The 13,998-nt window shown below is 54.4% G+C and carries 11 protein-coding genes and 2 tRNA genes; 6 read left to right on the top strand and 7 right to left on the bottom strand.

Annotated features, from left to right (window positions below; all coding sequences use genetic code 11):
* Positions 1 to 43 precede the first annotated feature (43 nt).
* Positions 44 to 1,708 (bottom strand): sugar ABC transporter substrate-binding protein, encoded by a 1,665-nt coding sequence (locus FJ970_RS21940; RefSeq protein WP_140755282.1) that lies wholly within the window; start codon positions 1,706 to 1,708, stop codon positions 44 to 46.
* A 276-nt stretch (positions 1,709 to 1,984) separates the two neighbouring features.
* Between FJ970_RS21940 and FJ970_RS21935 the strand changes: the two genes are divergently transcribed.
* From FJ970_RS21935 to rbsK, 3 genes are read left to right on the top strand one after another with little or no spacing between them, the layout of a single operon-like run.
* Entirely contained in the window at positions 1,985 to 3,034 is a 1,050-nt protein-coding gene (locus tag FJ970_RS21935) for an ABC transporter ATP-binding protein (RefSeq protein ID WP_140755280.1), read from the top strand.
* A gap of 27 nt (positions 3,035 to 3,061) precedes the next feature.
* The gene (locus FJ970_RS21930; RefSeq protein WP_140755278.1) at positions 3,062 to 3,514 is read left to right on the top strand and encodes an RbsD/FucU family protein; all 453 of its coding nucleotides are present in this window, start codon (positions 3,062 to 3,064) and stop codon (positions 3,512 to 3,514) included.
* Positions 3,515 to 3,518: 4 nt separating this feature from the next.
* Positions 3,519 to 4,466 carry a ribokinase gene (rbsK, locus tag FJ970_RS21925; RefSeq protein WP_140755276.1) on the top strand — a complete coding sequence of 316 codons (948 nt, stop codon included), beginning with the start codon at positions 3,519 to 3,521 and terminating at the stop codon, positions 4,464 to 4,466.
* Positions 4,467 to 4,581: 115 nt separating this feature from the next.
* Here rbsK and FJ970_RS21920 read toward each other — a convergent pair whose 3' ends face one another.
* Together FJ970_RS21920 and FJ970_RS21915 are read right to left on the bottom strand one after the other, a co-directional pair.
* Positions 4,582 to 5,361 (bottom strand): hypothetical protein, encoded by a 780-nt coding sequence (locus tag FJ970_RS21920; protein ID WP_140755274.1) that lies wholly within the window; start codon positions 5,359 to 5,361, stop codon positions 4,582 to 4,584.
* Positions 5,362 to 5,720: 359 nt separating this feature from the next.
* Positions 5,721 to 5,811: transfer RNA gene (locus FJ970_RS21915), tRNA-Val, on the bottom strand.
* Positions 5,812 to 5,901: 90 nt separating this feature from the next.
* Here FJ970_RS21915 and FJ970_RS21910 point away from each other — a divergent pair.
* Complete coding sequence (locus tag FJ970_RS21910; RefSeq protein ID WP_140755272.1) at positions 5,902 to 6,993, top strand: tyrosine-type recombinase/integrase; 1,092 nt, start codon at positions 5,902 to 5,904, stop codon at positions 6,991 to 6,993.
* Positions 6,994 to 7,285: 292 nt separating this feature from the next.
* On the top strand, positions 7,286 to 8,467 hold the full coding sequence (locus tag FJ970_RS21905) for a hypothetical protein (RefSeq protein ID WP_140755270.1): 1,182 nt from the start codon (positions 7,286 to 7,288) through the stop codon (positions 8,465 to 8,467).
* A 285-nt stretch (positions 8,468 to 8,752) separates the two neighbouring features.
* Here FJ970_RS21905 and FJ970_RS21900 read toward each other — a convergent pair.
* The 3 genes from FJ970_RS21900 to FJ970_RS21890 form a co-directional block, all read right to left on the bottom strand.
* Positions 8,753 to 8,820: transfer RNA gene (locus FJ970_RS21900), tRNA-Val, on the bottom strand.
* Positions 8,821 to 9,055: 235 nt separating this feature from the next.
* On the bottom strand, positions 9,056 to 12,070 hold the full coding sequence (locus FJ970_RS21895) for an NACHT domain-containing protein (RefSeq protein WP_140755268.1): 3,015 nt from the start codon (positions 12,068 to 12,070) through the stop codon (positions 9,056 to 9,058).
* A gap of 74 nt (positions 12,071 to 12,144) precedes the next feature.
* A complete protein-coding gene (locus FJ970_RS21890; protein ID WP_227791868.1) occupies positions 12,145 to 12,816 on the bottom strand; it encodes a recombinase family protein in 672 nt (223 codons plus the stop codon).
* Between the two features lie 494 nt (positions 12,817 to 13,310).
* Here FJ970_RS21890 and FJ970_RS21885 point away from each other — a divergent pair, with 494 nt between their 5' ends.
* Entirely contained in the window at positions 13,311 to 13,655 is a 345-nt protein-coding gene (locus FJ970_RS21885) for a hypothetical protein (RefSeq protein ID WP_140755264.1), read from the top strand.
* Positions 13,656 to 13,764: 109 nt separating this feature from the next.
* Here the strand turns inward: FJ970_RS21885 and FJ970_RS21880 are convergent, their stop codons facing one another.
* The gene (locus FJ970_RS21880; protein WP_140755262.1) at positions 13,765 to 13,992 is read right to left on the bottom strand and encodes a helix-turn-helix domain-containing protein; all 228 of its coding nucleotides are present in this window, start codon (positions 13,990 to 13,992) and stop codon (positions 13,765 to 13,767) included.
* Between the last annotated feature and the right edge of the window lie 6 nt (positions 13,993 to 13,998).

The raw sequence follows: 13,998 nt of genomic DNA, 5'->3' as shown, positions 1-13,998 counted from the left end.
GCGATGATGTGACGCCGGGCCGTGACTTTTATCAAACGTCCACCTATGCGCCGAGCGAGGCCTTGTAGAGTTTGATCTGCTTCTCGCGGCCGATCTGGTCGGTCAGCTTCTCCCAGGCAGCGGCGATGGCATCGGCGCCTTCCTGTGCCTTCATCTTGCCTGCGAACGTATTGGCCAGGATGTCCTCGGCAGCGCTGTAGTATTGGAAGATGCCGGGGATACGTGGCTCTATAGCGCCATTCGGATGATTGTAAGAGTTGAACTGGGAGTCGAGGTAGTTCGTGATGAATGCCCTGTCGTAGCCGGCCGCCACCCATTCGTCGATGTCGTGCTGGCTGTTGCGGTAGCACTGGAATCCGGACGGATACATCGCCGTCCAGATTGCCAGATCCTTGCCACCGAGATGCGCCGCCGCGCTCCAGGCGGCCTTGTGCTTCTTCGGATCGCCGTCGACGCGGGCCATGACATAGACGCCCCAGCCGAGATAGGCGAGGTTGGGCGCGTAGTTCGGTCCGCTCGGCAGTTTTTCCCATTTGCCGGCCTTGGAATTGTAGACGTCATCCGAGCCCGGCAGGATGTCGAAGCCGCAAAGGTCGCCAATCACAGAGGAATCGTTGGTTTTGGCGTTGGAACCGATGTCGCCCCACCAGGGGATCATTGAACCGGTTCCGGCCAGAAATTGCTGGAAACCGGTGGTGTTCGGGTCGGCATTGATCTGGTCGGCCGGTTCGGACGGCAAGGCGTCGATGACGTCCTGGATGGCGCGCACCCAGGCCGGATTGTTGATGCGCGGCTTCATCGTGTCGGCGTCGAACAGCCACGCCTTGTCGTCGGGATGCTTGGCGTAGGCGGTGGCACGGCTGCCCAGGAAGTAGAAGCCGAAACCGCCCCAGGGCTTGGGCGCATCCAGATAGCCATAGACGTCCTGGCCCTTGAATTTCTTGCCCTTGAGGAACTTGGTGACGGCCTGCACCTGCTGCCAGGTCTTCGGTACGCCCCATTCACCGGCTCCGCCGCCGTCCTTCCACTGCTTGGCAAGGTCTGCGTCGGCGAACACGTCGGTGCGGTAGTTGAAGTTGTGCGTGTCGCCGTCGATGGTGACGCGATACTGCTTGCCATCCCAGGTGCCGACCGGCGGCTTGAGGTAGTTGACGAGATCGTCGAAGTCGATCTGCTTCTTGACCCAGTCGGGCATTTCAGAGGTCAGGCCCTTGCCGCAGACATCGCCTTCGAAAGGCGCGCCCATCTCGGCAATGTCGAAGTCGACGGTTCCGGTGGCAATCGACTGCTGCAGGCGGGCATTGTAATCCGCTTGCGCCAGATCGATCCAGTTGATCTTGGCGCCGGTATAGGTCTCCCATGGCTTCAGGAAGCCGCGGAACAGCACATTGTGCAGATTCTGGTTGTTGAGGCCCATGAAGGCGAGCTCGACACCGGCGAACTCGCCTTGCTTGACACTTGCCTTGGTCGCATCGAGGCAGAGTTCGCCGACCTTCTGGAAGTCGGCGTCGGTCGGTTGACCTTTGCCAACCCCGGGAATCTGCAAGATTTTCGAGCGCAGTTCGCTTGTGGCCGAAGCCGGGCGTGTCAGGGCGCCAAGTCCGGCGCCGGATGCGGCCGCGATCGCGGCCATGGAGGCCGCGCCCTTCAATATGTCGCGCCTTGTAGCGCCGGCACGGACCAGTTTGTCGTAAAGATCTACTCGCATGGACTATTCCTCCCAGAACGTTAGTCGTGAATCGAAGTGCCAATCGTGCCGGGCGCTGGCTTTGTTCAGATGCGAAACCAGGACCCCAACCTGCGTCACTTCGCGTTCCGTTTTTTCGGATAGAGTACCAGCGTTTCGGATCGGCGCTCGTCACTATTCTCGCAACCAAACGCCGTGTCAACGAGAACGGTTTTTATCTATAAGAGACCGGCTTGCCCTGACCGGTCGCGTTGGTTAGCTTCTGCGCCTACGGCCATTGGAGCCGATGGGGGAACGATGGCTCAAGTCGCGATAAGCAAGGTGGCCAAGGCGTTTGGAACCGTCAAGGTTCTGCACGAAGTCAGCGTCGACATTGCCGATGGCCAGTTCGTCGTGCTTGTCGGCCCGTCAGGCTGCGGAAAGTCCACGCTGCTCAGGATGGTGGCGGGGCTGGAGACTGTCTCTGGCGGCACGATCGCCATCGGCGACCGCGTCGTCAATCACCTGCCGCCCGCAAAACGCGACATCGCCATGGTGTTCCAGAACTATGCGCTCTATCCGCACAAGACGGTGGAGCAGAACATGGCCTTCGCCCTCAAGCTGCGCAAGACCGATCCGGCCGTGGTTGCCGAGCGGGTCAAGCGCGCCGCCGACATCCTCGACCTCAGCCCCTATCTGAAGCGCTATCCGCGCCAGCTTTCCGGCGGCCAGCGTCAGCGCGTCGCCATGGGGCGCGCCATCGTGCGCAATCCGCAGGTATTCCTGTTCGACGAGCCGCTTTCGAACCTCGACGCCAAGCTGCGCGTGCAGATGCGCACCGAGATCAAGGAGCTGCACCAGCGGCTGAAGACCACCACCATCTATGTCACCCACGACCAGATCGAAGCCATGACGATGGCCGACAAGATCGTCGTCATGCGCGACGGCCGCATCGAACAGGTCGGCGCGCCGCTGGAGCTTTTCGACCGGCCGGCCAACCTTTTCGTCGCCGGTTTCATCGGCTCGCCGTCGATGAACCTGCTCAAGGGCACCGGGCGCAAGGGTGGCGTCGACATTGCCGGAACGCTGTTCCCGGTTGCTCCGAACAACGCCGTCGAGGAGGGGCGCTCCGTGGTGTATGGCGTGCGGCCCGAACATCTCGAGATCCATCCCGATGGCGTGCCGGCCAAGATTTCGGTGGTCGAGCCGACCGGATCGGAAACCCTGGTCTTCCTGCGCTTCGGCGACGGCGAGATGGTGGCGCTGTTTCGCGAGCGCCATGACTTCAAGCCCGGCGACACGCTGAGGCTTCGGCCAAGGCTCGACCATATCCATCTGTTCGATGCCGAGACCGGCAAGCGTCTCTGATCTCAAACGTACTTCACGAGGACCATCATGCTCAAAGGGATCGATCCGTTGCTCAATGCCGATGTGCTCCAGGCATTGCGGGCGATGGGCCATGGCGATGACCTGATCATCGCCGATACCAACTTTCCCTCCGATTCGGTGGCGCGCCAGACGGCGCTCGGTCGGGTGCTGCGCATCGATGCCTCGGCGGCGCAGGTGGTGAAGGCGGTGCTGTCGCTTTACCCGCTGGACACGTTCGTCGACGACTCGGCCGCTCGCATGGAGATCGTCGGCAAGCCGGACGAGATTCCAACCGTGCAAAAGGAAGTGCAGAAGGAGATCGACGCCGCCGAGGGCAAGTCTTGGCCGATGGTGCCGGTCGAGCGTTACGCCTTCTACGAGCGAGCCAAGCAGGCCTATTGCGTCATCCAGACCGGCGAACTCCGGTTCTACGGCTGCTTTGCTTTCCGCAAGGGCGTCGTGCCGCCGGATGCGGAGTAGCGGCATGGCCTCGGGCAAGCCGATCGTCATTCTCGGTGTGTTTGTTGCCGACACCGCCTATCGCGCCGATCGCCAGCCGCGCATGGGTGAAACGATCCTCGGCAATTCCTTCAAGCTGGGACCAGGCGGCAAGGGTTCGAACCAGGCGGTGGCCGCCGGCAAGCTGGGGGCGGACGTCACATTCCTGACCAGGCTCGGCGTCGACGCCTTCGCCGACATGGCCAAGCGGACCTGGAAGGATGCCGGCGTGAAGAGCGCCGCAATCGACACGCCGGACAGCTATACCGGCGCCGCCTACATCTTCGTCGAGGAGGGAAGCGGCAACAACGCCATCATCGTCAGCCCCGGCGCCGCCATGCTGATCACGCCTGAGGATATCGATGCCAATGCCGACCTTGTCAGGAGTGCCGGTGTTTTCGTTACGCAGCTCGAACAGCCGATCGATGCCGCGATGCGGGCCCTGGAGATCGCGCGCGGGGCAGGGGTGACGACCATTCTCAATCCGGCACCCGCCGCAACGCTTCCCGACCGCATCTACACGCTCTGCGACTATCTTACGCCGAACGAGACAGAGGCGGAGGAATTGACCGGGCTGAAAGTCTCCTCCGTCGATGAAGCGCGCGTCGCCGCGGACAAGCTGCTTGAAAAGGGCGTCGGTACGGTCATCGTCACGCTCGGCGACAAGGGCGCGCTGCTGCACGCGAAGAATCGGTCCGAGCATGTTCCAGCCATCAGTGCCGGCCCTGTCGTCGAGACCACCGGCGCGGGGGACGCCTTCAATGGCGGCCTGGCCGCAGCACTTTCGCGCGGCATGGAGCCGCTGGAGGCGGTGCGCTTCGCCTGCGCCGTTGCCGGCATTTCCGTGACCCGTCCAGGCACCGCACCGTCGATGCCGACATTGCAGGAGGTTGGGGAGCTGCTGGCCAAGGGGTTAAAAAAGTTTGAGGGCTAAAGACATAGCGATTGGGCAAGAAGTTTTTGCCTAGGCCCGCATATCAGATGTAAAGCATTGACCAAAGAGATTTTGTCAATGGTCCTGGATATGCGGTTATTCAATGCAAGGAATGCTAAGAGCGATGGTCAATCCCAACAAGTGAGTCAACATTCGCGTTTATCAATTTGAGCGATATGGCCTCTGAAGCACTGAGAAAATGAAATTCATCTTCCGTCTGCTGCATCGCAATCAGAAAAATTCTCTGATCCATTTCCATCTCAGAAATATGTCTAGCAAGATCAGCTGATCCTTCTTTGAAAAATGACAAATATTGCAGAACCTCGCTTCGCGTGAAATTGCGCTTATCCTTGACTAAAGGATAAATTTGATGGAGGCCGATATTGGAGAAAATGTGGGAGAAGCGCTGCTTGCCGCCCATCAAAATGAGGCTGCAGGCAGAATTACATGATGAGGGATCAAGCGCGCCGTCGATCTCAACTGTTACAGACGGGCGTGCGACAACCGTTATTGCGCCGTAAATTCTAGCTTGTCTTGACACTGAATAGGCTGGACTGGCCAGCCCGCCAAGAGAATCAAGAAGTAGGATAAAATGTGGACCTAGGCCCTTTCTGGCGTTGTCTCGCGACCAGTTTGTGGACTTCTCGAGATGATCGAGCGTCGTCTGAAAGCGGTCGATGGTCGTGTCAGAAATCTCGCCGTCGGCGAACACGACAACGCAGTTCTCGCAGTGGGGATTCTCGATGATCTTAAAAGTCATCGGCTCTTGCTGTATCGACTTCGCCTTGTCGGCAACGGCGAATTGGACTGCGACGTACATAGTCACAGTTGAGACGACTAACAAAAAGAAAGCATGTGAAATTCGCATCAAATGCCCCTCGTAGACGTGATCCAAGCGAAGCCTAATTCGTAACTCTGAATACAGGGTGCGCCAATCTTGGGACCTCGGTTGTCCGTGAAGATCGCTAAGATGTATCTGGCGCCAATCGAAAAAGCGATCCGAAATTGCGCCGAAGACTTGATCAAGGCAAGCCGAGATAGTCCTTTGGGCCTTCTTCTCCCTTGGGTTGACGGCTAGTAAGCGCCTTGGGGCACTACAATAGCCTGGCGTGCGTCACGCAGAAATCTTTGATGTCTCAGTGGCGCTCCGACACTGCGGCCGCAATCGCGCTACGTTTCGAAAGTTGTTGCTATTTTGTAGGTGGTCGCTCGGCCTTTGAAGGCATTTGGAGTCTTGCGAACTTTGAATCGACGTGGTGGGCGATGACGGGCTCGAACCGCCGACATCTTCGGTGTAAACGAAGCGCTCACTCGAAAAGGGCTTAACCAAGCAGGCCAATTACCCCTTCAAAATCAAAGATATAGCGCTATCTCTCTCTAGCTCCAAAGCTGACCAATCGGTTGCTGTCACAGCACAGTCACACCGGAGCAAAAAATGGCTACTCTTCGCAAGCGAAACGGCAAATGGCAGGTCCAAGTCAGACGCCAGGGATTCCCCGTCCAAACAAGGTCATTCGTCTCAAAGGCAGACGCCAACGAATGGGCGAGGACCATTGAACGCCAGCATGACAGGCATGAGCTAGGTCCCGACCGAAAGGCTCTCAAAGCGATGACCCTTACCGATCTCGTGACACGGTATCGAGATGAGGTTGTCCCCAAAAAGAAGGGCTCAGCCGTCGAGACGATCCTCTTAAACCGCTTCCTCCGCTATCCGATCTGTCAGAAGACGCTCTATGACCTAACCACGGCTGACTTTGCGACTTATAGGGATCAGCGATTAAGCGAGCCCAAGCATCGATCAGACAAGCCAGTTAACCCCAAATCGTTGAAGCGTGAGCTTTCTCCCCTCTCCCATATGTTCCGTCATGCCGTGGTCGAATGGGAAATTCCTCTGAGAAATCCGCTCGACGGGTTGAAGCTCCGAGTGGTCGACAATAAGCGGGAAAGGCGACTTCGTGCTGGCGAACTCGAAAGGCTTCTGGAAGCTACGAAGAAAGGGAGGAACAAGCTTGTCGCTCCTCTCGTACTGTTCGCCCTGGAGACTGCCATGAGGCGTGGTGAGATACTTTCGATCCAGTTCCGCCACGTCGATTTCGAACGCCTCTCCTTGGTCATCCCTGAGTCGAAGTCGGGCTATTCGAGGATCATTCCTTTGACGAAGCGAGCCGTCTCGATTTTGGAGGCTGTGCGCCCAGCAGGTGCCAAGGCAACGAACCTAGCCTTTCCTGTCACGCCGGTAGCAATGAGGCTTCAATGGGACAGGCTGACAGAGAGGGCAGGAATAGATGGTCTGAATTTTCATGACCTCAGGCACGAAGCCATTTCTAGGCTGTTCGAACTCGGTCTGACCGTTCCTGAGGTTGCCTCGATTTCAGGTCACAGGACGATTGCTCAATTGATGCGGTATTCTCACGCCAGTCAGGAAGCTGTCAGAGCGAAACTCATAGACAATGACGGTGAGCCGGGAGGACATGCATTTGTGATTGACACGGCAAGGGGGCAGCACACGGTAGAGCTGATCGACTGAAATATCTGCATTTATGCCCCAAGAATGTGCTATCCCACTTCCCTAGGCCCTTGGGACCCACCTTGGGCCTTTTCTTTTGCTTAGCATCCGCAAGATCGCCACCTCGACGAGGTAATCCCCGCCGACTCCGGAAGCTTGGCCCCGGGGCGAATTGCACGCTGGCAAACTGTTAAATGGGCAACCAGATTTTTTGCAAATTTAGTCGCTGTTTCAAAACATTCGTATCGACAGCAGCTAATCATCACAGATACGCTTGCGTCAGTCGACGTCAAATTGGTCATCGTCTTAAGCCATGAATCTAAATGCACCTGACATCGGCAGCGTGACGCCGGTCCCTCTTTCTGGCGACCCAAACCTCTTCAAGGCACTTTTTTCGTTCAGGGTACGTGACGGGCATTCGCCCAAAGAAAACTTCCTGACTGAGGCCCTAGTTTACGTGCTCAAGAGAAACCCAACCGCGATGCGAGAGTGGGTAAGACTGCTCACAAGCGGACAGGTGTCAGCGAGTTCGGTCGAAATCAATACGCGATTGACGCACATCGATGATGAAAATTACTCCTCGATCTACCCTGATGTTCATGTGTCTGGATATGACATCGAGGAGAACAAGTTCAACTTGGTTGTTGAGCACAAATGGGATTCGCCTTGCAGTTTGCTCCAGCTCAAAAGGTACGCAAAGCTTAGAAAGGCAGGTGAAAGGAGCTTCCTGGCGTTCGTATGCGCAAGCGCACATGAGAAGAAGGTCGCCGACAGATTCCCCAAAACAGACTTTGACGGTCTGTCCTACAAGGCCGTTCTTTGGCGGGATGTATATCGCATCCTATGTTCCATCAGTACAAAAGATCGGTTAATAGAGGAGTTCCTGTACTTCATGAATATGGAAGGTTTGGGGCCTGGAAGGGCCATCACGGTTCTAGAAATGCAAGCTTTCATTGCCGCTCGTGGTTTTAAGGGTCAATTGGATCGGTATTGCCAGCGACTCCTGAACGAGTACGAATGGAACTGCATACCTCAAAAATATCACTACGCTCCCAAGGTGCACGATGCATGGGGACGAACGGCCATTGTCTTCTCTGAGAGTACTTGGAAGCCCGCAATAGCGATTGGCTTCTTGTACGACCCTACGGACCACGGCGTTCAACTGATTAACCCGGAAAAAGGGATCGATCTGGCAATTCGAGTCCACGCGAACCCGGCGAACTCCTCGCCAACCAAGATGCTTGAACTGCTGGAACAACGCGCTGGCGAGCTTCGGAAACAAGGCGCTGTGGTTCACACGAAAAATCAGCCTGGCAACAACAATAAACACACCCTCATTCTAGTCAGAAGGTCCTTAGGGGACGTGTTATTGGAGACCGCCACCGAAGACGAGCAGATTGAAGCGATCTATGCCCAGCTAGAAAAATGGTGCCTCACTCTCTTTGCTGACCCAAAGCTCTTGGACGCCTTTGCCGCGCTGAAGCCGTACCGATAACGCAACCTGCCTCCCCAACCCAGTCGACTGGTCTTCTGGCTGTCGGTTCTCATCACACGCGCCGAATGTGCCATCCCGCAGCGTCTTCCTTCTTCAGGAATAATGACCTTGAAATTGTGGAAAGCCCCTGGCGTCGAATCTGGACCCTGCGATTTGATTCAAACGCTTCCGGAACGTAGCCATTGCATCGCATCCACTGTGCCAGAGTTGTGACAGCAGCGAATTCGAACAGCCTCAGGAAAGCGGACAGATCGAATTTATCTTTGGTTCAATCTGTTGGATGGTGGGCGTAACAGGGATTGAACCTGTGACCCCTGCAATGTCAATGCAGTGCTCTCCCGCTGAACGTCGCCTTCGCTCCTGTCGAAAGACTGAATAAATTCAGCTGCTTAAGGCAGTCTACGATCTTTCTCGGCTACACGCAATCCTCAACAGCAAACGCCATTCTTCGACGTCTGCTGTGACGGGAGTGTGACAGGAAAGTAAGCGACAGCTGGCCCGCCATCCCCATGTGGCAAAGAGATCAGAAGGACAAGGCTCGTCGCTCCAATCACTCTGTACTCCTAATGGCTCAGCCTAATAGTGCAGTTACGCATTTAGGCTACGGTACCGTTCCGGTAGAGAACCTAATTCAGCCTTTAGAGAATGAATGATCTCTAAAATAGCTTGACCATATGGATCGTCCGCCGGAAACGCCCATTCCTCGGCAACAAGCCGCGACAACGTGGATTTGTGCTGTACCCGTAACGCTTTGGGGCCCACTCTAGCGATAGCTCTTGAGCTTCGTCCTGCCCATAAGAACAGTAGCATCAAAAAAATCTCGCGAACATTAGGTCGAGCTCGCCGCACCCGCTTCTCTTCACCAGCATCCTCACGCGAGCGAAAGATCAAATCCTCGAACAGCTCGTTGGCCATATAGTCCCCGCCGCCCAGGACATCCTTCACACGATTTGCACGCCATTCAACCAACATGTCCTCTGCAATGAGCTCCAATAGCTCGGACGCCTGCTTTTCGTTTAAACCAAACGGTGGTTCGAAATAGATCCGGGTTCGAGTTGGCCCTTTAAGTGTAGAGAGAAACAGAATAGGTGCAAGAGAAGCGATTTCCGCTGGAACAAGTGCTGACGGACGCAGCCCGAAAAGACCAACTCTAAATTTCCTGTATAGCTCAATGACATCGGTCCGGTAGATATATATATACGTTCTCGCCTCATCCACGTCCTTGAATGCGCGCTTCAATTCCTCACTCTGGATCTTCGCCCTGCTCTCTGCAAATGCGTTCCAAACACGATCAGATGGCGTAACTAACCCATTCATTGAGCCCGAACTGAAACCGGTAAACCTGGCGCCGATCAGGTAAAGAGCAAATGATCTATCAGTAGAATTTCGACCTGCAAGTATCGGTGCAATTTGTTCGCGCATCCGTTTTTCAACAAAAGCTGCACGCTTATGAGTTGCGCGAAGGATGTCATGTATGATCTCAATAGAGCGGACGTTAAAGTTGGCGCCGAGGTGAATGCAACGATGAAAAACATAATCTAAAACCTCTCGCATTTTAGATTCTGAGACAATTAAATACTCCAATGCCTTAGCAATAAAGGTCAGGAAATTCGTTTCCTCCTCCGGACCCAGCCGATTGTCCGCTCCGTACTTCAGAAGCGCATCGAGCGCTTGGGTAGAGCGAACTCCGCTTCGATAAGTCGAGATTTGCAGAGCAAGATGGCTTACCACATCCCACTCGGCTTTAATCACCTTTGATATTAAATGCCCCTGTAGCAGTGCAACTGTACCTCCGGCCTCCTCTTCGAGTCGCCTGGCGAAGAAGTACTCTAGGAAAGTTCTATGTGTGAATTTGAATAGGTGCGGCCCAATATCGCACATAACCCATGCACGGCCGGTGATGAAGTTCACGAGGACTTTTGCGGCCTCGTATGATCGCGCTTTGTCCTCATCATACCAGGAGAAGAAGAAGGATTTCAGCTTTCCAACCAGCCACTCCTCGGTGACCCCGTCTTCCATCTCCGCACTGCCAAATATGTTCGATGCAAGGTACCCAAATAGGTCGAGCAAATTGAAATCCTGCGGGAAATCGAAAATTATGTCACGCCTCTGATCCCATTTCTCAAACATTAACATAGAGCACTCCTTATATATCTCCGGCCTATTATTTGGCACATCTCCTCTTGCATTGAAAATATAAACCATTAGACCGAGTAATAGCGGATTCTCTCTTAGATCAGACGCTGTATTCTCAGTCTGAGATATAAACGTCTCGGCCTTCTTCTCAGCTTCGGCTTTCTTAAGGCCAGATACGGCTCGAATCAACTGTCCGGAGAACTTCCTAACCTCGTCTTTATTCAACCTAGATAGAGTATATATCACAAAGTCGTCGCTGAGCGGTGCGTCCTTATATCCAACTATTCTTGACGTCACTATCGACGGGCAAGTGCTGTAGGCGTGAACAAACTGCTCTATCAGAGCGGTCATTGCTCGTCTTGCGCCAACTTCCAGTACTTCATCTAACCCATCAAAAAGCAGAACTGCCTCACCTAACGCCAGTGCCTGCTTCAGAAATTTTGTAGCTAATGTATGGTCATTGTCGCAGTACACCCGAATATCATCGACGAGGTAATCAAATATATTGTATGATGGATCTTTTTGCTGCTTCTTCTCCAGAGTCCTAAGAATGATACGAAGCGGGATCATAAGATCGCGGGTATCAAATGACGGGTGTCTGGGCGCTGACGCTTCCAAGCCGATCTGAGTTGCAAGGTCGTAGCAGAGAATTTGCGTTAGAGTGGATTTTCCTCCGCCAGGATCTCCCAGGATGACAACACGGCTGAACGTTCGTCTAAAGTTTATATAACTAATATTATGAGTTCGGTCGTGGTGTGCGTCCCTATGCGCTGCCAAAATTTCTTTTTGCGTCAATGGACTCAGCCGGGGCGCAATCACAAGCTTGCTTATGAGAATCTTTTTTGTGCCTTGGGTGGTCTCTACGTTGACTTGCCTATTTGCTGCCTCAATGCCCTTAGCCACTTTAATGCGAAGTTCTCCGAACTGGCTTGAGGGTAAAACGTCAAGCGACTGGGCATTCTCTAAGCAGCTCGCGAGTGCGTCGAGCCGGTGAAGGATTTCGCCAGTGTTTGCCTTTATCGCTTCATAAAGAATCTTCTCCTCTACGCCTTGATGTAATCGAGTTTTAATCGCCGTATTGAGGGCGTCGAACAGCGCTCGCCCAGGAAAGGGCAAGGGAGCATGCGATTTGTAAAGCAAGTCAAACGCCGGGTAAGCCGCTTCCGGGTCTTTCCCACACATTGAAAAGTGCTTCAGTGCGTCAGGTATCGCACTGCGTTCGATCTCATAGAAGAACTGGGCGACATTGTCATCGTATACGCCGTGGTCATTGCCAAGAACCCTTATGAGGTCGTTGAGTTCCGGTCTCAACTCTGTGCCGCGTTCTGGCTCCGGTATCTGGTTAAGTGAGCGATTTATAGCTCTCCTTCGGTAGACGATGTCAGCAATCCCTTTATATGGACGTTTTAAACCGTCATACACAATCGAACTTAGAACACCGACTATGATTTCTGGCCCGACAGGCATGCGGCTGCTTCCTCAATTAGACGACGGATTTCAACCTGCACGATCGCGGGAATCGGCGTCGGATGTCAAGAAAACTATCCAGTTGTCCCGCGCTCTTCTGGCGTTAGGCTGATTAAAGTAGTCGCTCCATTAGAGCTATTATGCACGCGTAGGGGACGTTCTTTATGAAGTCGTACAAGGGTCCGATGGATTTTTCCCACGGACATTTCATTTTGGCATGCAATGGCTCGGATCGACATGCCGGCTTCGCGGTCGCGCTGCATTTGGGCAGTGTCAATGTATTTGAACGGCCGCCCCAGCTTCCGGCCCTTAGACCTCGCTACGGAAAGTCCAGCCTTAACCCGTTCGCTGGTCATGTTTCTTTCAAACTCGGCAAAGACCCCTATCATCTGAAACATCGCTTTTCCCGAGGGAGTCGTAGTATCAACCGCTTGCTGATGAAGGTAGAGATCGATGTGATGACAAAGAAGGTCGTCCAAGGCTGCGATCAGGCCGGTCAAGCTTCGTCCTAGGCGCGACACGTCCCATGACATCAGAACTTGGAATTTGTTTCTCACTGCATCCTTGAGCATTTTGTCGAAAGCAGGTCGACTTTCCCGTCCCTTGGCCCCGCTGATCCCCTCGTCCTGGTAGATGGCCATGATCTCCCAGCCCTTTGCCTGAGCCACCCTCTCAAGTTCAAGACGTTGGTTTTCTATCGATTGATCCTTGGTACTGACCCTTAGATACAAAGCTGCCCTTCTCACGGCTGTCCTCCGTTCATTAAACACTCCTTTTATGAACATCCGATTGGGCCCTTTCAATGTCAAGGAAATCAACGGGTCAGCTCAAGAAATCTCACAGGGGTTTTATGAACGGCTTACAGATGCAACCATCCCGTCTGTTCCGGCGCCCATTTGCCAGGATGCAGGGGCCAAAAGTTTACAGCGCGCAACGCCGAAAAGTATGCATGAAACCGCCGCACGCCCTTGTATTCCCAGGCTGTAAACGTTTTCCAAAAGCGTCACTGAACCTCATTGAACAGGCATCGGTATCACGAAGGCGGATGCAAGCGAGGGCCGCCCGGTAAGGCCGAAGGTGGTAGGCCGGGGGGTACCGGTATCGTATACGGCCCCGGCGCAATTTGGGAAAATTGCGTTTTGTAAACTTACGCAGAATGCGTGGGCGGGGCCATCCTGCACTATTGGCCATTGTTAAATTGTTGGGGTAACATCCACCCAACACCGGGATTTCGAACACCATGGCGAAAGAGACAGTGGTCTTCACCCGAGCCGCGATAGCCGAAATGGTCGGCCCCGATTTCGATCTGCTTCGAAGCCACGTCAACCCTAACCTATCGCACAGGGAGATTGGTCAAGCTTGGGACGCCGAACTTGGAGAACTGCTGGCATCACACGTCGCCGCCGCTGGTATTCGCGACAATGACGACGCCAAGCGGTTCGCAGAGATTTACCTAGAAGAGCAAAAGGCTATGACCGATCGCCTCGTGGAGCAGAAGGCGTTCAACCATCAGATGCACGATACCGTCGCGAGAACCGTCGTTCGGGCATCGATTTGGAGCATGATATTTCAGATATTCAGATGAAAGGGTGCGGGGGCATGGAGTGGGGCACATGTTGGCATTCGTGGGTCTCCAATGACGTTCTTTCTAGGGCTGTCCGGTTCGCCTTGTGGACGGCTATTTTCCCCACTGTCTATTCCTTGATAACGCCTTCTGGCGGCTTCAGAAGCTCCCATCCTTCAACCTGGAGCACGACCGAAAGCTTCCCGACGAACTTTAGGCTCGCGTAATATTTACCCTTCTCGATCTGGCTGAGGTAGTTCCGGCCAACTCCCGCATCATACGCAAGGTCGTCTTGAGACAGCCCTCTTAGGTGCCTCAGACAGCGCAAATTCGCAGCAAGCACTTCCCGCAAGTCCATGCGGGA

The organism is Mesorhizobium sp. B2-1-8 (assembly GCF_006442545.2).
Classification (GTDB): Bacteria; Pseudomonadota; Alphaproteobacteria; order Rhizobiales; family Rhizobiaceae; genus Mesorhizobium.
This window is presented reverse-complemented; position numbering and strand designations above follow the sequence as displayed.

Coding starts and splice junctions, on each gene's coding strand:
- FJ970_RS21910 (WP_140755272.1), top strand. CDS start 5,902: ATGGCTACTCTTCGCAAGCGAAACGGCAAATGGCAGGTCCAAGTCAGA.
- FJ970_RS21935 (WP_140755280.1), top strand. CDS start 1,985: ATGGCTCAAGTCGCGATAAGCAAGGTGGCCAAGGCGTTTGGAACCGTC.
- FJ970_RS21940 (WP_140755282.1), bottom strand. CDS start 1,708: ATGCGAGTAGATCTTTACGACAAACTGGTCCGTGCCGGCGCTACAAGG.
- FJ970_RS21895 (WP_140755268.1), bottom strand. CDS start 12,070: ATGCCTGTCGGGCCAGAAATCATAGTCGGTGTTCTAAGTTCGATTGTG.
- FJ970_RS21880 (WP_140755262.1), bottom strand. CDS start 13,992: ATGGACTTGCGGGAAGTGCTTGCTGCGAATTTGCGCTGTCTGAGGCAC.
- FJ970_RS21930 (WP_140755278.1), top strand. CDS start 3,062: ATGCTCAAAGGGATCGATCCGTTGCTCAATGCCGATGTGCTCCAGGCA.
- FJ970_RS21905 (WP_140755270.1), top strand. CDS start 7,286: ATGAATCTAAATGCACCTGACATCGGCAGCGTGACGCCGGTCCCTCTT.
- FJ970_RS21885 (WP_140755264.1), top strand. CDS start 13,311: ATGGCGAAAGAGACAGTGGTCTTCACCCGAGCCGCGATAGCCGAAATG.
- rbsK (WP_140755276.1), top strand. CDS start 3,519: ATGGCCTCGGGCAAGCCGATCGTCATTCTCGGTGTGTTTGTTGCCGAC.